This window comes from Thermogemmatispora argillosa, assembly GCF_059696725.1.
In genome coordinates this window covers 970,044-988,350 of record NZ_AP019377.1, presented here as the reverse complement: position 1 = coordinate 988,350, position 18,307 = coordinate 970,044, and the positions used below count along the sequence as shown (strand labels likewise).

Sequence of the window (18,307 nt, the reverse complement as noted above, 5' to 3'; positions counted from 1 at the left end):
GGCGAGGAACGCGGCTGACCCCATTATCAGTAGCAAGCAGGCAAAAGGACGGCCAGATCCGGCGTTCCCCTCTGGGAGAGAGGAAAGGCGATAGACTAGTTCTATGCTCACGACTTCCTCGGCGAAGAATGAACGTGTCACTGCGCTTGATGCCGTGACAATGGAGAAGTATCGACGCCTCCAAGGGCTTTTACAGGAGATGCAATCGGTCCTGGTGGCCTACTCTGGCGGCGTCGACAGCACCCTCCTCTTAAAAGTAGCCCATGATCAGCTTGGTGAGCAGGCCGTAGGTGCCCTGGCGCTCTCGCCGGCCTACGCTCCCGAAGAGAGCGAGGCCGCTTTGAAGTTGGCTCACGAGCTGGGCATTCGTGTGCTGACTATAGAGACCCACGAACTTGAGGATGAGCGCTATCTAGCCAACCAGCCTAATCGCTGCTATTTTTGTAAAGCGGAGCTGTTCACCCACCTGAAGGCCCTGGCCCATCAGCATGGTCTGCGCTACGTGGCCTATGGGGTCAATAAAGACGATGAGGGCGATTTTCGCCCGGGGCAGCGCGCCGCCCGCGAGTTTGGCGTCCGCGGTCCACTGCTGGAAGCAGGACTGCGCAAAAGCGAGATTCGCGCTCTGGCTCGTTGGTTGGGCCTGCCTGTCTGGGATAAACCTGCGCTCGCTTGCTTTTCCTCCCGCATTCCCTATGGAACGCGCATCGATATAGAAACACTGCAAAAGATCTATCAGGCCGAAAAACTGCTGCATGAGCTGGGACTCCGTCAGGTGCGCGTGCGTCATCATGGCAACGTAGCCCGCATCGAAGTCGAGCGGCAAGATATGCCGCGCCTGATCGAGGAGGAGACGAGCCGCAAGGTCACGGAAGGCCTGCGCCGTCTGGGCTACCTGTACGTCACCCTCGATCTGCTCGGCTTTCGCAGCGGCAGCATGAACGAAGGCTTCTTCAAGAAGAAGAAGTTGAATGAAGGCGGGTTATCAGGAGAAGAACGGTGAGCAAAAGAAAGGCTCAGCAGACAAGCGGCATTATCAGACGGACAACCGAGGCCAACCTGAATGGAGGGATGCGGGTGGAAGAGCGGAAGTCGAGCATCAAGCAAGCGCGAGAAGAGCGACGCCGACAAGCACAATGGCGGCGGGAGCGCGAGCAGCGCCGGGCCAGACTGCGTGCGCAGCTCTTGTCGATCGGCGTCGTCCTTCTCTTCTGTCTCTTGCTGGCCGGTGGTGGCTACTTTTTAATGCGTGCCGGAGCGCAAGATCAGGCTCAGAATCAGAGCCAGGCCCAAAACCATCCGCTAGTTGATGCGGCCTATCCACCAGTGGATCAGGTCTACTGCGACGCCAGCGAACAGGTCGCTGTTCACTATCATGCCCATCTCTCGCTCTACATCAACGGCCAACCGGTACAGATCCCGGCCAATACGGGCATTGCCAGCGACTGCATCTACTGGCTCCATACCCATGACACGACTGGCGTCATCCATATAGAGGCACCGCAGAACCAGCGCTTCACCCTTGGACAATTCTTCGATATCTGGAAGAACGAGTTTCCTCAACTGGGGAACGGCTTCCCCAGCCAGCTTGATCAAAGCACGGGCTGGACGGTCTATGTCAATGGCCAGCTCTATCACGGCGATTTCCACACTCTTCAGCTCCAGGCTCATCAACTGATTACCCTGGCCTACAACAGCCCGGGCATACAGCCTGACACCGTCTACAACTGGGGCAGCCTCTAGCTGCAAGAGCAGGCAGACAGGCAGGCAGCATACTGTCTGGCTAGCAGGAGCAAGGCCGGCAGGGCAAGACGGCAGAGCAGAGCGAGAAGACTGTAAAAGCTCTCTCCCGTCAGCCTGGCCGGCCTCTCTCTCGGTGGGTTACTGCCTGCTCTGCTGGTAGTCCGTTGAAGTCAGCGCAAAGACCAGCGTATTGCGCAACTGGCCGTCGGGCGCCAGCGACTCACTACGCAGGCACCCCTCAAAGACGAAGCCCAGGCGGCGCGGAATAGCGGCGCTGCGCTCGTTTCGCTCATCGCAGCGGATAAAGACGCGGTTGGCTGCGAGCTGCTCAAAGGCGAAGGCCGTCAATAACTGGACCGCCTCGGTCATGTATCCCCGACCGGTGGCTGTAACGCGCAGCCAGTAGCCGATCTCGAAGACGCGCGCCCGCCAGTCGTGCGGTTTCAAACTGATGCCACCCGCAAGCTGCCCATCGGCCTGGCTGATCACTGCACAGTTATAGATTTCGCGCAGCAACCAGGCTGCGCGCTGGCGGTTGATCCAATCGCGCGTCTCCTCGATGCGCTGATGCTGGTCGGCCCAGGGCAGCCACGGACGCAGGTGAGCGCGCGATTCTTGGATAGCGGCAAAAAGGAACGGGGCATCCTCCTCGCGATAAGGGCGTACAATCACGTTTTGGCCTGTAAGAGCGTCAAATCCAGGCAATAAACTAAGAAAAAGCTCGTCTTCCACTAACTTTTACCTTTCTTCTGTATCATTAAAAATGGTGTCAACAAAAAATAAAAACCTATTCCTCATTGAGGCATTCTACGACAGGAAGCGGAGCTAATTCTATGATACAATGAAGGCAGCCAGTGGACAAGCCTGCTTCGGTCAGAGGTGAGCTGCGAGGAGAAGGCAGCGGCTCCATGTCTGCCTTTCTTCCTTTCTGGCCATCTCAGAGGCGGGCGTGGCAGTGACCGCCGGGCACCAACGCGTAGAGGCTTTATAGTATCCAGGTTGTATCAAGAGCAAAATACTCAAAGAAAGTCGAGATATCTCAGTACGTCTGAAGATAAGAGCACGACCATGCCAGAGCGACTCATTTATCTTGACCATGCGGCAACGACGGCCCTGGACCCGCGGGTATTGGAAGCCATGCTGCCCTATCTCACCAGCGAATATGGCAACGCCAGCAGCATCTACACCCTGGGGCGGCGGGCCATGCAGGCCATTGATCATGCACGTGAAGAGATTGCCGCCATACTCAACTGCCGGCCCACCGAGATCATCTTCACCGGCTGTGGCTCGGAGAGCGACAACCTGGCCATCAAAGGCGTCGCCCTGGCCGCGCGGAACAAAGGCAAGCATATCATCACCTCGGCCATCGAACATCACGCCGTCCTGCACACCTGCCACTATCTAGAGCGCTTCGGCTTCAGCGTCACCTACCTGCCAGTCGACGCCTATGGCCTGGTCGACCCTGATGCAGTTGGGCGAGCCATCACCGATGACACCGTGCTCGTCTCCATCATGTATGCCAACAACGAGATTGGCACCATTGAACCGGTAGAAGAGATAGGGCGCATCTGTCGACAGCGCAAAGTGCCTTTTCACATCGATGCCGTGCAAGCAGGGGGGGCCTTGCCGCTCGATGTCAAAGCACTGAACGCGGACCTGCTCTCGCTCTCGGCTCACAAATTCTATGGACCGAAAGGGGTAGGCATCCTCTATGTGCGTCAGGGTGTACGGCTTCTACCGCAGCAGCAAGGTGGCTCACAGGAGCGCGGGCGGCGCGCTGGTACCGAGAACGTCGCGGGCATCGTAGGAGCGGCCACCGCCCTGCGCCTCGCCTATGCAGAACTAGAGCAAGTGCAGCCGCGGCTACGGACTTTGCGCGACCGGCTCATTGAAGGTATCCTGAGCCGTATCCCGCGCAGCCGTCTGACTGGCCATCCGACGCGGCGCCTGGCCAACAATGCCAGCTTCTGCTTTGAGGGAGTCGAGGGTGAGTCCATCCTGCTAAACCTTGATCTTCTCAACATAGCCGCCTCGACCGGCTCGGCCTGTACCTCCGGTTCAGTGGAACCCTCACACGTACTTGTTGCGCTGGGCCTGCCGCCCGAGTGGGCACGTGGCAGCCTGCGCCTGACGCTCGGCAAAGACAACAGCGAAGAAGACATCGAGACCGTCCTCGCTGTGCTGCCGGGCATTGTCGAGAAACTGCGTAGCCTGGCCACCTGAGCCCTGGTCGGCGGCCCGCCAGCAACCAAAGAAAAGCGGCGAACAAGGTGCCACGCTGGCTCTGCCAGCGCGCAATCATCCCAAGAGAGCGGGCCGGGGGACCCAGCCAGCAGGGGGAGAAAAGTAAGTCTGCCCCTGACCATCTGGGGCAGGCTCTGCGGCGGGGCGTTGTCTCCTCAGCCCGTTTATGTTACAGTGGAAACAGCAGAGGCAACAGGACACTAACAGCGAGGGCACCTGCGGGATCATCCGCCTGGCAGATGATCCTGGCAGAGAGTGAGCAAGCAACCGCGGGCGTTGCTTGCCGGTTCTGGCCTCCACGTGTGCACAAGAAGGGATAGGCAGCTTGTTATGGACACACTCAAACGCGAAGCGCTCTCACAGCGAGTACGGGCCGTCAAGCCCTCCGGCATTCGCAAATTCTTCGACATCCTCAACAACATGCCGGATGTCATCTCGCTCGGGGTAGGCGAGCCTGATTTTGTCACGCCGGAACATATTCGCCAGGCGGGCATCGAAGCCCTGAGACGTGGAGAGACGCACTACACGTCGAACTATGGAACCCTTGAATTGCGCGAAGAGATCGCTGCGATGTTGCAGCGCCGCTACGGCCTGCAGTATGATCCACACAAAGAGATTCTGGTCACCGTAGGCGTGAGCGAAGGGGTCGATCTGGCGATGCGGGCCCTGATTGATCCGGGCGATGAAGTGATCTCACTCGACCCTGGCTACGTTGCCTACGAGGCGGATATTCTCTTTGCCGGGGGCGTAGTCGTACCGGTCCCGACCTATGCGCGCTATGACTTTGCCGTCCGGGCCGTCGAGATCGCGCCACTGATCACGCCTCGCACCAAAGTGATTCTCCTTGGCAACCCCAACAACCCGACGGGGGCTGTTATTCCGCGGGCCGAGCTGGAAGGGATCGCACGTCTGGCGCTGGAGCACGACCTGTACGTAGTGGTCGACGAAGTCTACAGCCGCCTGGTCTATGACACTGAGCATGTCTGCATGGCGGCGCTGCCGGGCATGCGCGAGCGCACCATCTTGCTCGATGGCTTCTCCAAGGCCTACGCTATGACGGGTTGGCGCATTGGGTACGTGGCGGCGCCGGCAGCCCTACTAGAGGCCATGCTCAAAGTACACCAATACGCCATCATGTGCGCCAGCACCATCGCCCAGGTAGCGGCCCTGGAGGCGCTGCGCCACGGCGAAGAAGATGTTCAGGCTATGCACGCCGAGTACGCGCGGCGGCGCCGCATGTTTGTCGATGGCCTCAACCGCATTGGCCTGCCGACCTGCGAGCCGCGCGGGGCCTTCTACGCCTTCCCCTGTGTGGCCCAGACCGGCATGAGTGACGAAGAATTTGCCGAAAAGCTCCTGCTAGAGGAACATGTCGCCGTCGTCCCTGGCAGCTCCTTTGGCGCCTGTGGAGCTGGCTATGTTCGCTGCGCCTATTGCACCGCTTATGATCAGCTAGAAGAGGCGCTACGGCGCATGGAGCGCTTTCTCAAACGCCACCGGTAGGGGTGCGGTCGTACAGACCACACCCCTCCTTAATTTTGTTTTGGCCATTGGCGCACCCGGCGGCAGCGAGAGAGCAAACTCCTCTCCTGCTCTGGGCCTGCGCGTTCTCACTCAGCATCGGCCTCACCCCAGACGAACCCCGGCCACAGCGCAGGCCTTACATACCACGCCGGTCCGCAGCCGCTGCAAGGTCGCGAGCCGCGTTGAGCCACGCTGCGCAGATGGCTCTCAAGAAAACCGGGCGGGAAAGCAGACCTGTCGTTGAGTTGAAGAGGAGCAGCCAGAGAGAGCCGCAGAGTCACTCACACGGAGCGGGAGCAAGCGCGGTCAGGCAGCCAGCAGCAACCCAAAGCGAAGCGAACCGGGAAGCCAAAGCAGAAAGCCAAAAAAGAAAATGGGCCCACCTGGATTCGAACCAGGGACCAACCGGGTGAAGCCGACAACCAGTGCCTACGCGCTGCCTGTGAGCGATCAGCCGTATAACAAGCGATCGCTGGACGGCAAAGCGTAGAGCGCGGTCATCCCTTCCCGAACCGTGCGTGCGCCTTTCGACGCACACGGCTCTCCAGACGCTTCCTTGCCGCAGACCGGAGCGAAGGAGCCACCGTCTTAGCCAAGAGAAGCGTCCTGTGCCCCTTCCCCGTGTATCGGGCATTACCCCGATCGTTTGAGTACTATGGGCACTCCGTCACCAGAGGACACAGATCCGCTTACTAGCGATCTCACTCAGCTCAGCCAGTCACCTGGCAGCGAGCGCGACCTTCAGTTGCGTCAGGAGCGGCGTCGCTGAAGAAGGCAGCGCTACAGCGCGGCCAGGGTTCTGTGTCCTGGAAGGTGATCCCGCAGTTCCCTACCTGCCTCGGTCCGTACGTAGGTGCCCTTACGATGTGCCGGGCTACCAGCCAGCGGCCCGATGGGACCCTTGACGACCCTCATAACCACGATCGTCAAATCGGGCGGCGTGCGCGATCCTGCCATCGCACGGGTGGTTGAGCGGGCACATCTCGGGTTCGGAATACCCTCCTCACCATATACGGCCTAGCTGCACGGAGCGGGGTGAGCAGTTTCCCCCGAGCCGTACTTTTCTGGCCATGCTGCTGTCCCCTAACCCTTTCGGGATCGGGTCAGGCCAGGCTTTAACCACAGCGGTCCCAGTGGTACTGCACAACGCAGCGGAGACAGGTAGAGCACAGCGGCGCACTTATGAGCCGGCTGCTCTAACCGCTGAGCTATGGGCCCTTGCGAGGACTATTGTATCATACTTGGGAGGTGCTGGGAAGAGGGAAAGGGAAGAAAAGTCAAGACGGCCCCGCGACATTTGGACCAGCATTGCTACGGATCGATACATCGTACGGTCCACATTGTGCTATAATATCGAAAGTGTAGAGACAGCCAAGGCTGGCTGCCCGTTCCAAGATGTCATCAGGAGAGCAAAGAGGGGGCAAGCCAGGCCAGTAAGCAACGAGCGCAGTGGCGGATTCCGCAGCAAGCAGCAGCATCGTGAACACAGGAGCCGTGCCATCGGCAAAGCACCCTGTTTTCAGTGCAAGGCAGTCGAGCAGACGCAGACCGGAACGAGAGCAGAGGGCGACCGCAGCCGTCGTTAATCGAGTTGGCGGGCACTCTGTGGAATCCCGGGAGCGCTTTTTAAGGGCCGCGCCATTTCTGTGCACAGGGCGCGGTTGAATTTTTAGAGGGGGCATTCAATGGAGAATGAAGTGACGATTCGGATTGGTGGCGAGTCGGGCGAAGGGACCATCTCGGGTGGAGACATCCTGGCGCTCGCCTCCGCGCGCTGGGGCTATCACGTCTTTACCTTCCGTACCTTCCCGGCGGAGATCCTGGGCGGTCCCTGTATGTTCCAGGTGCGCATCAGCGATCGCCCCGTGAAATCGATGGGAGACTATGCAGACGTACTGGTCTGCCTCAACAAAGAGGCCTACGACCGCAATATTCGCGACCTGCGCCGGGGGGGTGTCTTGGTCTATGATCCTGGCGACTTCACGCCCGAGAGCGACGACTTCATCACCTATGCCGTGCCCTTCAACGAGCTAGCGCGCAAGGAAGTGCAGCTTTTCCAGACCAAGAACATGGTCATGCTGGGGGCCATAGCTGGCCTCTTCGGGCCACCGCTGGAGGCCCTCCTCCAGGTAGTTGAGTCCCGTCTCTCCAAATCGCGTAAGGCCAATCCCATCTTGATGGAGAAAAACCGCCTGGCGCTGGACATCGCCTATCGCTACGTGCGTGAGAAAATTGAGAAGCGGGACCCCTATCGACTTGGCCCGGTGGAGAAAGCCGATCGAGTGGTGCTCAATGGGAATCAGGCCGTGGTAGCTGGGGCCTTGGCGGCGGGCTGTGGCTTCTTCGCCGGCTATCCGATTACGCCAGCCAGCGATATCATGGAAGCTATGGCTAAGGAACTGCCCCAGGTAGGCGGCACCTTCCTGCAAGCGGAGGACGAGATGGCCGCGCTGGCGGCGGTCTTGGGGGCCTCTTTCGGCGGTGTGCGCGCTATGACGGCGACCTCTGGCCCTGGCTTCTCTCTGATGACCGAGCTGATCGGCCTGGCCTCAATGGCCGAGCTACCGGCGGTCATCGTCGATGCTCAGCGCGCCGGCCCTAGTACGGGCATGCCCACGAAGATGGAGCAGGCTGACCTCAGCTTCGCTCTCTACGGCGGTCACGGCGATACCCCGCGCATGATTGTGGCTCCGGCCAATGTCGCTGACTGCTATACTCTGATGGGCCTGGCCTTCAATATGGCTGATCGCTATCAGATGCCGGTCATTTTCCTCACCGATCAATCGCTGACGGCCCGCGTCGAGAGCGTTGACCGCAGCGTCTTTCGGCCCTTCACCATCGAAGGCCGCCTTGAGTATGGCAAGGCCGAGAGCAATGGCGCCAATGGGGCGAGCAGCAACGGCAAGCACGAGGCGGCAGCGGCTTTGGCGGCCAGCTTTGCCCGCTACGCCTATACTGTCAGCGGCATTTCTCCCATGACCATCCCCGGGCCTGGGGCCATTCCCTACTCCGCCACGGGCCTGGAGCATAACGAGCATGGTCATCCTGACTATGAGCCGGAAGACCACACGGCCATGATGCAGAAGCGCTTTCGCAAGCTGGAGACAGCGGCTCAGGAGCTACCGCAGCCGGAGCCGTATGGCGATAGAGAGGCCGAAGTTGGTCTTATCGGCTGGGGATCGACTGAAGGGGCCATTCAGGAGGCAGTGGATCGCGCGCGTGCCAAGGGCTACAAAGTGGCCTCGCTGCATCTGCGCATTCTCTCGCCGCTGCCCGACCGGGCGATTCGCGACTTCATCAGCTCGGTCAAGACGGTCATCGTGCCCGAGTGCAATTACTCCGGCCAATTGGCCAATCTGCTCGGGGCCCGGTATGGTCTACAGCCGATTCGTGTCAATAAATTCGGGGGCATTCCCTTCACCGCGGGTGAGATCCTGCGGGCCATTGAGGAGGTTTGTTAGCCGTGGTTCAGTCAACCACTCCAACGCTCACGCTCAAAGATTACAAGAGCGAGGTCAAGCCGACCTGGTGTCCGGGTTGCGGCGATTTCGGTGTGCTTAACGCGACGCTGCGCAGCATGGCCGCCCTCAAGCTGCCGGTCGATCAGACGGTGGTTGTCTCGGGCATTGGCTGCTCCAGCCGCTTTCCCCACTTTATCCGTACCTTCGGCTTCCATAGTGTGCATGGGCGAGCCTTACCGGTCGCTCAGGGCCTGAAGATGGCGCGTCCCGACCTGACGGTGATCGCCGTGGGGGGCGATGGTGACTTCTTCAGCATCGGGGTGGGGCATCTGGTGCATGCGGCCCTGCGCAACATCGATATCACGGCCATCGTCATGGATAACGAGACCTATGGCCTGACGAAGGGACAGACCTCGCCTACCTCGCCGCATGGCCATAAGACGAAGTCGTCACCCTACGGCCTGCTGGCCTCGCAGTTTAATCCTATCGCCACCGCCCTCTCGCTGAACGTGAGCTTTGTGGCCCGCGGTTACTCCGCTCGCCCCAAGGAGCTGGCGGCCTTGATCGAACAGGCAACCCTGCATCGGGGATTCTCCTTTGTGCATGTGCTGAGTCCCTGCCCGACCTTCTATAATACCTTCGATGCCTGGGATGCCGCAGTGACGCCGCTGCCTGAAGATCATGACCCGAGCGACCGCCTCAAGGCGCTGGAGTACGCTCTTGACAACGAGAAGCAGTACATCGGCGTCTTTTACCGCGAGGAGCGGCCGACGATGGAGCGCGTGGCGCGTGAGGTCGTCGAGCCTCGCGAGTTCCGCATCGAAGAATACATTCAGCGCTACGCCTAGGTAGGTGCGGCGCAGACCGTTGGGCCCGCTGCCTCAAAGCCAGGGCCCCGCTGAAGAGCCAGGCAGCGTAGAGGGAATAGGGTCAAGGTGGGTAGAAGGCTCGCGGAAGGCTCGTGGAGAGCTGACCGTAGGTGGGCGCGTAGGGCAGATGGCTGAGTCTCTACCGGTCACCGCTGCACTAGGCGAAATGCTGTGCTGAGTGAGCACACCGGGGACGCACAAGGACGCGCCGGCTTTAGTGGCTGCCAGGCGCGTCCTCTTTGCGTCTGTTGGAGGTCAGTCAACGAAGAAGAAGACGGGTAAGGAATTCCGCTGAGTGTGGTTTGCCCTACCTGCTGCAAGCTACTCTGCTAGGCGCGTATGACCAGTGGACAGACTGGATGCAGGCAGATCAGGGCAGGGACAGAGTGGTTGGTGGGATGCATGCAAGGCCGGCCTGACCTGCTCGCTAACCCGCTAGCGAGCGCTCAGGCCTAGCTGACCGGGGAGCTGCAGCGAGTTAAGCACCGCCTGGATAAACTTCTCACCACAGGGACGACAGAAGAGGCCGCCATCGTTGTGATAGAGACCGCCGATGGCTGTGAGCTGCCGCTCCGCCGGCTCACCGCACCATTCGCAGCGGCTGCCCCTGGGGGCAGAATCCACAGAAACGGGCTGATGAAACTCATTCTTCGGCATCGCTTGTCCTCCTGGACCGTGTCGGGCAGACACGTCACTGCTACGCATCGTTTCTTGCTTCAGGGGAAAAGTTGCTCAAAAGCAGCAGTAGAAACGGCTCTGGTGAACAGAAAGGAACGGACCCGTATCGGTGGTCAGCAGCGCGTGGTGAAGAGGCCGGGGAAGCCGCCACGGTAGCCATCAGAGGAGCCGCCACGGTGGCCACCACGATACCAGCCACCAGGAACCACAGCGAGAGGTACCACGGTGATACGGAGCCGGTCAACGACGATACGCACTGTGCGTCATTGCCCGAGCGCTGGAGCGGCTTTGCTCAGCATACTGCGCTGACAAGGAAGACGGTCCACTGCCTGACCCCTTGTCAAAGGCGGCGAAGTGGAACCGAGAAATCCTTGTAGTTAGAAACAACTATACCACAAAACGCCGGCCAGTGCCAGTCTCTCTGCCAGCCTGGCAAAAGGCTGGCAGCTTGGATGGCTCGCCTGGCTGCCTGCATGCCTGTCTGATTGCCTCTCTCTGTAGACCAGCCCCTCTCTCTGCCGTCCTGGCCTGGTCAGCACCGCCGTCAGCGAGATTATCGATGAAATGATCCAGGGCTGGCGCTGTTGCGGCCTGCCCTCGCCCTCCTCAGAAGGCCCGGTATGGGAAGCGACGAGTGAGAGGGACCAGCTAGCCATCTCAGGTCTGCGGCGGCTGCTCTTCTTCCAGAGCTGGGAAGCGCGAGGAAAGACGATCTCCGATAATCCAGCCTATTCCCCCGAGTACTACGGTCAGGCCGAACCAGATGGCCAGGTCTACATTAATATTGACGTTGAAGCTGGCTGCTAAGATCGCTGCCAGGATCAGGCCAATAGTAAGTCCGAGCGTTGTCCCCACGAGGCAGCCGGGATGAGCCAGATTGCGACCCCGTAGCTTGTTCAACATATGCTATCTCTATGCCTGCCGATCTTTTGCAATCTTTTGATGGTCTGTTGATTTTTTCCTCATACCTGTCTGATAACCTCTCCGATGATAGCGCGAGGCCAACGCGGCGTCAAGGGGCCTCACCACGTCCGCCGTCTCGCGCTGCCAGACGGCTCCGACTTCCCCAGGGTTGACAAGGCCCGATCCTCTACAGTAGTATAGTAACAACAGAAGTACTCGACATTGTTGATAGACAAAATCAACAAAGCGAACAGCGTAAAAGGCGGGGAGGAAGAAGAAAGCGTGCGTGCGGCGATGGCGCCAGGGGACCGGACCGGGCCGGGCCAAGCCGAGCCGGGCAAGGGTTCGGTCCCCTTTGCGCCTCTGTGGGGAGGCTGACCTGATCGCTGGCTGAGGGTGGGGGCCAGGTCCCTTGTATGATCGGTCGTCATGACATCATGTTCACATCGACCTTGAGAGCGAGGCAGAGCTCAGCAAGGTCAGACTGGAAAAGGTGGAAAAGCACGGTTATGAATCTGCTCGTCAGTTGCATCTCGACCAAGCACTCGACGCTGAAAAAGCATTGGGCTGACACGGGCCAGCAGCTAGCCTGTCCACTGACGGTACGTGGCAGCCTGCAGAAGCCTAACGAAGACCTGGGCGGCCTGCTCTGTCTGGTGGTTGATGGAGCGATTGAGCGCACGCTGCCGCTCAGCATGGCGGCGGGCATGGTGCCCTCCGACCGGGGGATTCTCGTGACCACCGCCACCAGCATTCACGAAGTTGATCCTTTGCTGCGCGAGCTGCGCCGAGACGTCATCTCGCTGCCTCTCTTCAATGCGCTCCATTCCATCTCACGCAGCGCGCGTGGCTATGTAGTAGCCAGCACGGGCCTTGACCTTGTACTAGAAGTCAGCCGTGCGGGTGAAGTCCTCTGGCAATGGTGGGCAACCGATCACGGCTTCACCCATACCCCTACGGGGGTCCTCCGGCAGCTTGACAAGACGCGCGACCATCGTCAGGAGAAGTACGGCACCCTCAGCCAGACGACCCATGTCAACGCGGTAGCTGAGCATCCCTCCGGGGCCATGCTGGCCTCGCTCTTCCATCAAGGAATGGTGATTGCCATCGACCGTGAGAGCGGCGAATGGTGGCCAGTCCTGGAAGGACTGGATCATCCTCACTCCGTGCGCATTCTCGACAACGAGCATTTTACCGTCGCGGATACCGTTGGTGGGCGGGCGCTGCTGGCACGGCTATCTGATCCGAAGAGCAAGGCCACCATCGAAGCGGTGGTTGAAGCCGGCACCGACTGGCTGCAGGACTGCAGCTATGACCCGCGCTCTCAGACATGGGTGCTGGTCGATGGCAAAGCCTCGCGCGTCGTGCTGCGCTCGGGCAGCACTGGTAGCGCTGAGCTCACCGCTATCCAATTCGACCCAGAGTGGCGCCTCTACGAGGCTCTGGTACTGCAAGAGGTCGCTCACGAGCAAGAGCCGTCGCTAAGCGTGGCGAGCCTCCAATCGTAATGGTCTCGCCTGAGCCTGGTCGAGGGGATCGGCTTGCTGGCGGGGCGGGGCTGTGGCTGACATGCGTCTCCACCCTGCCGCTCTCCTTACCGTGACCATTCCCGCTCTGACCCGGCTGTCAAGCTGTCAACAATAAGCATAAAAAGAAAAAGCAAAAGCAGAAGGAGAAAGCAGAGGTTCATGGCAACGCACGGTAATAGCGGCTTTACGCTCTGGTTTACCGGGTTATCGGGCGCCGGCAAAAGCACCCTGGCCCGCGCTGTCGAGCAACGCTTACGCGCGCGCGGGCGCAACGTCGAGGTCCTGGATGGTGACGAGGTACGCACCCATCTGAGCAAGGGATTGGGCTTTAGTCGCGAAGACCGCGACACCAATATTAAGCGCATTGCCTTTGTATGCAAGCTGCTCACGCGCAACGGTGTGATCTGCATTTCGGCGGCCATTTCCCCCTATCGCGAGGCGCGCGAATGGGCCCGGCGCGAGATCGGACGCTTTGTCGAAGTCTACGTCAAATGTCCGTTAGAGGTCTGTCGGGCCCGCGATGTTAAAGGTCTCTATCGCCTCGTCGATGAAGGCAAGATCAAGAACTTCACCGGGGTAGATGATCCCTACGAAGAACCCGAACGGCCCGAGCTGGTCATCGAAACGGATCGCGAGACGCCCGAGCAGAGCGTGGCGCGTATCTTTGCCAAGCTGGTCGAGCTAGGCTATCTCGAACCAGACTTTGTAGAAGAAGCAGTTCCAGCGGGGCGCCCTGGCGAGAGCCTGGCCTCCTGATCCCGAGCGGCGCTCTCGGGCCTCGAGCCAGTTCCTGGCCCAGCCTGCTCGCGGTGAGCGAGAAAGCGAAAGGCGGGGCCAGGCCAGGCCGGCTAGAAGAACAATTAGCGTTGGGAGAGCACAAGGAGAGAGAAAGCAGATGTCAGAGGATGGATTGATTGCCCCACATGGCGGGGAGCTGGTCATCAATCTCGTTGATGAGGGCCAGCGGCAGGAGCTGAGCGAGCACGCGCGTCATTTGCCGCAGGTGCCCGTTGGAATACGCGAGCTGGCAGACCTGGAGATGCTCGCGGTGGGCGCCTATAGTCCTCTGCGCGGCTTCATGACGCGCGCCGACTATGAGAGTGTGGTCGAAGAGATGCACCTCAGCAATGGCCTTCCCTGGACCATCCCCATCACATTGGCCACCGATGCCGATCGGGCGGCCACGCTCAGAGAGGGCAGCGACGTGGCGCTTGTCGATGGGCGTGGAGTGCTGCAGGCTGTACTGACCGTAGAGGAGAAGTATCACTATGACAAGCAGCGGGAAGCGCGGCGCGTCTACCGCACCGAAGACGCAGCCCATCCCGGGGTCAAGGCCCTCTATCAGCAAGGCGATGTCTTGCTGGGCGGCCGCGTACGGGTCCTGACCTTGCCGGAGCAGACCTTCGCCGCTTATCGCTACACGCCGCAGCAGGCGCGGCGCCTCTTCCAGGAACGTGGCTGGCGGCGCGTCGTTGGCTTCCAGACGCGCAATCCTGTTCATCGCGCCCATGAATACATTCAGAAATGCGCCCTGGAAATTGTCGATGGTCTCTATTTGCATCCCCTGGTCGGCGCCACCAAGGACGATGACATTCCTGCCGCGGTGCGCATGCGCTGCTACGAAGTGCTGCTGGAGCACTATTATCCTGCCGATCGCGTGATCCTGGGGGTGTTGCCGGCGGCCATGCGCTATGCGGGTCCGCGCGAAGCGGTCTTTCACGCCATTCTGCGCAAGAACTATGGCTGTTCCCACTTCATTGTCGGGCGTGATCATGCCGGGGTCGGCAACTACTATGGGACCTACGACGCCCACTACATCTTTGCCGAATTTGATGCGAAGCAGCTCGAAATCACGCCGCTCTTCTTCGACCATACCTTCTACTGTCGTGCCTGCGAAGGCATGGCCTCGACAAAGACCTGTCCCCACGATAGCAGCCAGCATGTCATTCTCAGCGGCACAAAGGTGCGTCAAATGCTGCGCGCCGGTGAGATGCCGCCGCGCGAATTCACACGGCCAGAGGTGGCGCGCATTCTGATCGAAGCCATGCGCGAGAGGAGCAACGAAAGGGCCTCTCTCTGAGGCAGAGCTGCCGCAAGCCCCAGGGCAGGCGCGCTTCGGAGGGGGGCGCAGCTAAGCAGTCTGAAAAGAGGAGGAGGTATGTCAGCAGCGAGATTCAGCGCGGGCAAAAGTGGCAAACTGCCATCGCTGCGGCGCTTTCTGACCATAGAGATGGCCGTCCACGGTGCCCCGCTCATCCTCAGTGAGCTGGGATTGGCTGCGGGAGGCTACGCCGGGGCCGGCCTCTGGCTTCTGGGCTGGAGAGCAGGATGGCATTGGGGCAGACATGGCGGCCTGGCACCAGGCTGCGGGAGCTTCTTTCTTGGGGTGGCCCTCAATGAAGGCGCCCTGCTGATCTATGCTCTGCTGATCCTGGCCCAGCGCCGAAGATGGGGCAAGGCTCCACTGGAGCAGTCGGAGAGTCGCCAGGTGCTGCTACCGCTAGCGCTCTTCTCGCTGCTTCCCCTGGCTATGCCGCTGCTCATCTGCTATGAGGAAGCACGGCGTATCGCGCCATATGCAGCCAGGTTGATCGGTCGAGAAGACAAAGGGACAACACTACAGAATATCGCTGGTATGCAGACGCCGGGCCTGGCTGACGGACAGGGCTAAGCACCGACGGGAGCAGACTACCAGTCAGGGTATCTGTGGTATCGAGCGTTGGTCGAGTTACCAGTGTGGGAGGTATATTGATGGATTTTCGTATATCGCTTGCAGGGCTGATGGTAGGCTTCCTTATCGGCCTCACCGGCATGGGGGGAGGGTCGCTCCTGGCCCCTATTATGATCCTGCTCTTCCGGGTTCCCCCATTATGGGCTGTTACCTCGGACGTGACCTACTCAGCCATCACCAAAGGTTTTGGCACCATCATCCATGCGCGTCAGCGTCAAATTGACTTTCGCGCTGCCTTCTGGCTGGCCTGCGGCAGCGTGCCGGCCATCCTGGTCAGCGTCTTTCTCGTGCAGTATATTCGCGCCCACTACGGTCATCTAATTAACACCATTCTGCTCCATGCCATTGGCTACACGCTGGTCCTGGTTGCTGTCCTGTTACTAGCGCGTCCCTACCTGCTGCGCTACGCGGAGCGGCGAGCACGCGAGCGCAAAAAGGCGGCTCTTGCGGCAGCAGCGGGAGCTGGAGGAGAAGGGCAAGCTGGAGAGGCTGGCGAAGGAGGAAGCCCGTCCTGGTACCGCAGAGTGCTTCTGATCATCGCTGGGGCCTTTGTCGGCTTCCTGGTAGGCCTCACCTCTGTTGGCAGCGGCACCCTGATCATCGTCACCCTGGCCTTTCTTTATCCCGAACTAGGGCCTAAGAAGCTCGTTGGCACCGACATCTTTCAGGCCTTTCTCCTACTGCTGGCCGGCATGGTGGGCTATCTCAGCTCCGGCTCAATCAACTGGAGCATCGTCGGTCTGCTCCTGCTCGGCTCGCTGCCAGGCGTCTACATTGGCAGCAAACTCAGCAAATTCATCCCAGATCAAGTACTCAACCCTGTCCTTGCCGTAGTCCTTGCAGTCTCGGGCTTAAAGCTCATCTAAAACCCGGCACTGCTCCTTGTCTCTGCCCTGTATCGGCCATATCAGCCATTGCGGGCCAAGGGCCTGAAGCACTCAAGGGAGGTGGCGCTGCGCTGACTGTCCTGCTGCTGCCGGGGCAAAGCGACCAGCCGAGGCAGCAGCAGGACAGCCGAGCGGTCAACCAGGCGTCAGCGCCTCCTCTTTCTCTATCTGGCTGGCCTGTCTGAGCGCTGGCGGGGCCTGGAAGGGCTGCGCGGCGACAGCCCTGTAGAGTAGAGCGCCGTCGTTGAGACTGGCCGAGCGAGCATTACCAGATGCGTACAATCTGGGCGAAAGCAAGAGAATGAGGTACAATACATCATAGCTTGCATACGCAGAAGATACCCATCTCTTGCCAATGGGAGGCAGCATGAAAGCCGCAGTCTTTCACCAAACCGGTGGCCTGGAAGTTCTGCAGATCGAAGAAGTCCCCTATCCGGTGCCCGGTCCCCAGGATGTGATCGTCAAAGTCCGCGCCTGCGGTATGAACCATCTTGACCTGCACTCGCGCCGTGGGAGAACCAAAGTGGCCCCCATGCCGCATATTTGTGGATCAGAGATCGCCGGCGAGATTGACGCCCTGGGAGATGCGGTCAGTGGGCTGAGCGTAGGTCAGCGGGTGGCAGTGGCGCCGTACCTCTTCTGTGGCCGCTGTGAATATTGTCGCTCGGGTGAGGAGGTCCTCTGTCTCAACGGCGACATCATAGGACTGGCCAGCCAGGGAGGCTTTGCCGAGTATGTGCGCGTTCCCGCCTCCAGCATTGTGCCTTTGCCGGAGGGCCTGGACTTTGTCTCGGCCGCAGCGGTGACCCTCTCGACGATTACCGCCTGGCATATGCTCACCACACGGGCGCCATTGCAGCCGGGCCAGGATGTACTTGTTCAGGCTGCTGGCAGTGGTGTTGGCAGCGCGGCCATCCAGATTGCCAAACTCTGCGGAGCGCGGGTCATAGCCACCGCGGGCACAGACGAGAAATTGGAGCGGGCGCGCGCCCTAGGCGCTGACGAAGTCATTAACTATCGCACTACTGATCTGGTGCAAGAGGTCCGCCGCCTGACCAATAAGCGAGGCGTCGATGTCGTGGTGGATCATATTGGCAAGGATACTTGGGAACAAGACATCGCCTGCCTGGCCCGTAAGGGGCGCCTGGTAACCTGCGGCTCAACGAGCGGCGATGTAGCTCCAACAAATGTATGGCTGCTTTTCGTCAAGGAGATTGCGCTCATCGGCTCCTACGGAGGCACGCGGCACGACCTGGCCGAGGTGCTCAAGCTGGTGGCACGCGGTCAGCTCAAGCCAGTAGTGCATGGTACCTATCCGTTGAGTGCCATCGCCGAGGCTCAGCGCCTTATGGAAGAGCGCCAGCAATTTGGCAAGCTCATTATTCTCCCCAATGACTAGGGCGGGAGACATGCGCTGCAAGCAACAGTGAGAGAGTTCCTCTGTCCAGTGGCGGCCAGACTATGGATGGCCTAACCGGGCCAGAGGCCAGAAAGCAGTGCAGAAGGGAGCAGTGTTATGACGCAGACAACCGGTGAGGCGAGCAGCAGCCCCATCGAGATCGTTGATCAGCCAGAGGAGGAGCAGCAGGACCAGCGGCTGACCATCATCCTGGTCCTGGCAGTCACAGTCATTAGTGCCGTGATTACCTTTCTCATCGTGCGTCGCCTGCTGGGTGAGCAGGAGAGCTAAGGGCCGCCGGCCCGGCCTGCTCACTCAGCCAGGCGCAGCCAGCCGGCA

The 18,307-nt window shown here is 60.2% G+C and carries 18 protein-coding genes; 14 read left to right on the top strand and 4 right to left on the bottom strand.

The window, feature by feature from the left end; genetic code table 11:
- Nucleotides 1-103: 103 nt before the first annotated feature.
- Together larE and AC6H1L_RS03885 are read left to right on the top strand one after the other, a co-directional pair.
- Nucleotides 104-1,003: an ATP-dependent sacrificial sulfur transferase LarE gene (gene larE / locus AC6H1L_RS03890; protein ID WP_497600233.1), complete on the top strand. Its 900-nt coding sequence runs from the start codon at nt 104-106 to the stop codon at nt 1,001-1,003.
- The gene (locus tag AC6H1L_RS03885; RefSeq protein ID WP_497600232.1) at nt 1,000-1,743 is read left to right on the top strand and encodes a hypothetical protein; all 744 of its coding nucleotides are present in this window, start codon (nt 1,000-1,002) and stop codon (nt 1,741-1,743) included. The genes larE and AC6H1L_RS03885 overlap by 4 nt, the downstream gene beginning before the upstream one ends.
- Before the next feature lie 138 nt (nt 1,744-1,881).
- Here AC6H1L_RS03885 and AC6H1L_RS03880 read toward each other — a convergent pair whose 3' ends face one another.
- A complete protein-coding gene (locus AC6H1L_RS03880; protein WP_497600231.1) occupies nt 1,882-2,475 on the bottom strand; it encodes a GNAT family N-acetyltransferase in 594 nt (197 codons plus the stop codon).
- A gap of 336 nt (nt 2,476-2,811) precedes the next feature.
- On the opposite strand from AC6H1L_RS03880, the gene nifS reads away from it, so the two are divergent.
- The 5 genes from nifS to AC6H1L_RS03855 all read left to right on the top strand — a co-directional run bounded on the left by nifS (nt 2,812) and on the right by AC6H1L_RS03855 (nt 9,820).
- The gene (gene nifS, locus AC6H1L_RS03875) at nt 2,812-3,966 is read left to right on the top strand and encodes a cysteine desulfurase NifS (protein ID WP_497600230.1); all 1,155 of its coding nucleotides are present in this window, start codon (nt 2,812-2,814) and stop codon (nt 3,964-3,966) included.
- Nucleotides 3,967-4,317: 351 nt separating this feature from the next.
- Complete coding sequence (locus tag AC6H1L_RS03870) at nt 4,318-5,490, top strand: aminotransferase class I/II-fold pyridoxal phosphate-dependent enzyme (RefSeq protein ID WP_497600229.1); 1,173 nt, start codon at nt 4,318-4,320, stop codon at nt 5,488-5,490.
- A gap of 822 nt (nt 5,491-6,312) precedes the next feature.
- Nucleotides 6,313-6,483, top strand: a complete 171-nt coding sequence (locus AC6H1L_RS03865; RefSeq protein WP_497600228.1) for a hypothetical protein — start codon at nt 6,313-6,315, stop codon at nt 6,481-6,483.
- A 713-nt stretch (nt 6,484-7,196) separates the two neighbouring features.
- Nucleotides 7,197-8,972 (top strand): 2-oxoacid:acceptor oxidoreductase subunit alpha, encoded by a 1,776-nt coding sequence (locus AC6H1L_RS03860; protein WP_497600227.1) that lies wholly within the window; start codon nt 7,197-7,199, stop codon nt 8,970-8,972.
- A 2-nt stretch (nt 8,973-8,974) separates the two neighbouring features.
- A complete protein-coding gene (locus tag AC6H1L_RS03855; RefSeq protein ID WP_497600226.1) occupies nt 8,975-9,820 on the top strand; it encodes a 2-oxoacid:ferredoxin oxidoreductase subunit beta in 846 nt (281 codons plus the stop codon).
- Nucleotides 9,821-10,276: 456 nt separating this feature from the next.
- Here the strand turns inward: AC6H1L_RS03855 and AC6H1L_RS03850 are convergent, their stop codons facing one another.
- The 3 genes from AC6H1L_RS03850 to AC6H1L_RS03840 all read right to left on the bottom strand — a co-directional run bounded on the left by AC6H1L_RS03850 (nt 10,277) and on the right by AC6H1L_RS03840 (nt 11,422).
- Nucleotides 10,277-10,498, bottom strand: coding sequence for a hypothetical protein (locus AC6H1L_RS03850; protein WP_497600225.1), 222 nt, complete (start codon nt 10,496-10,498; stop codon nt 10,277-10,279).
- A gap of 134 nt (nt 10,499-10,632) precedes the next feature.
- Nucleotides 10,633-10,776, bottom strand: a complete 144-nt coding sequence (locus AC6H1L_RS03845) for a hypothetical protein (RefSeq protein ID WP_497600224.1) — start codon at nt 10,774-10,776, stop codon at nt 10,633-10,635.
- A gap of 400 nt (nt 10,777-11,176) precedes the next feature.
- The gene (locus AC6H1L_RS03840; RefSeq protein WP_497600223.1) at nt 11,177-11,422 is read right to left on the bottom strand and encodes a hypothetical protein; all 246 of its coding nucleotides are present in this window, start codon (nt 11,420-11,422) and stop codon (nt 11,177-11,179) included.
- A gap of 509 nt (nt 11,423-11,931) precedes the next feature.
- Between AC6H1L_RS03840 and AC6H1L_RS03835 the strand changes: the two genes are divergently transcribed.
- From AC6H1L_RS03835 to AC6H1L_RS03805, 7 genes are all read left to right on the top strand, one after another.
- Nucleotides 11,932-12,930: a hypothetical protein gene (locus AC6H1L_RS03835; protein WP_497600222.1), complete on the top strand. Its 999-nt coding sequence runs from the start codon at nt 11,932-11,934 to the stop codon at nt 12,928-12,930.
- Between the two features lie 180 nt (nt 12,931-13,110).
- The gene (gene cysC / locus AC6H1L_RS03830) at nt 13,111-13,707 is read left to right on the top strand and encodes an adenylyl-sulfate kinase (RefSeq protein WP_497600221.1); all 597 of its coding nucleotides are present in this window, start codon (nt 13,111-13,113) and stop codon (nt 13,705-13,707) included.
- Nucleotides 13,708-13,846: 139 nt separating this feature from the next.
- The gene (gene sat / locus AC6H1L_RS03825) at nt 13,847-15,031 is read left to right on the top strand and encodes a sulfate adenylyltransferase (protein ID WP_497600220.1); all 1,185 of its coding nucleotides are present in this window, start codon (nt 13,847-13,849) and stop codon (nt 15,029-15,031) included.
- A 78-nt stretch (nt 15,032-15,109) separates the two neighbouring features.
- Nucleotides 15,110-15,622, top strand: a complete 513-nt coding sequence (locus tag AC6H1L_RS03820; RefSeq protein ID WP_497600219.1) for a hypothetical protein — start codon at nt 15,110-15,112, stop codon at nt 15,620-15,622.
- A gap of 80 nt (nt 15,623-15,702) precedes the next feature.
- Nucleotides 15,703-16,548, top strand: a complete 846-nt coding sequence (locus AC6H1L_RS03815; RefSeq protein ID WP_497600218.1) for a sulfite exporter TauE/SafE family protein — start codon at nt 15,703-15,705, stop codon at nt 16,546-16,548.
- A gap of 388 nt (nt 16,549-16,936) precedes the next feature.
- Nucleotides 16,937-17,968 (top strand): zinc-binding dehydrogenase, encoded by a 1,032-nt coding sequence (locus AC6H1L_RS03810; RefSeq protein WP_497600217.1) that lies wholly within the window; start codon nt 16,937-16,939, stop codon nt 17,966-17,968.
- A gap of 117 nt (nt 17,969-18,085) precedes the next feature.
- Nucleotides 18,086-18,259 (top strand): hypothetical protein, encoded by a 174-nt coding sequence (locus AC6H1L_RS03805; RefSeq protein WP_497600216.1) that lies wholly within the window; start codon nt 18,086-18,088, stop codon nt 18,257-18,259.
- Nucleotides 18,260-18,307 lie beyond the last annotated feature (48 nt).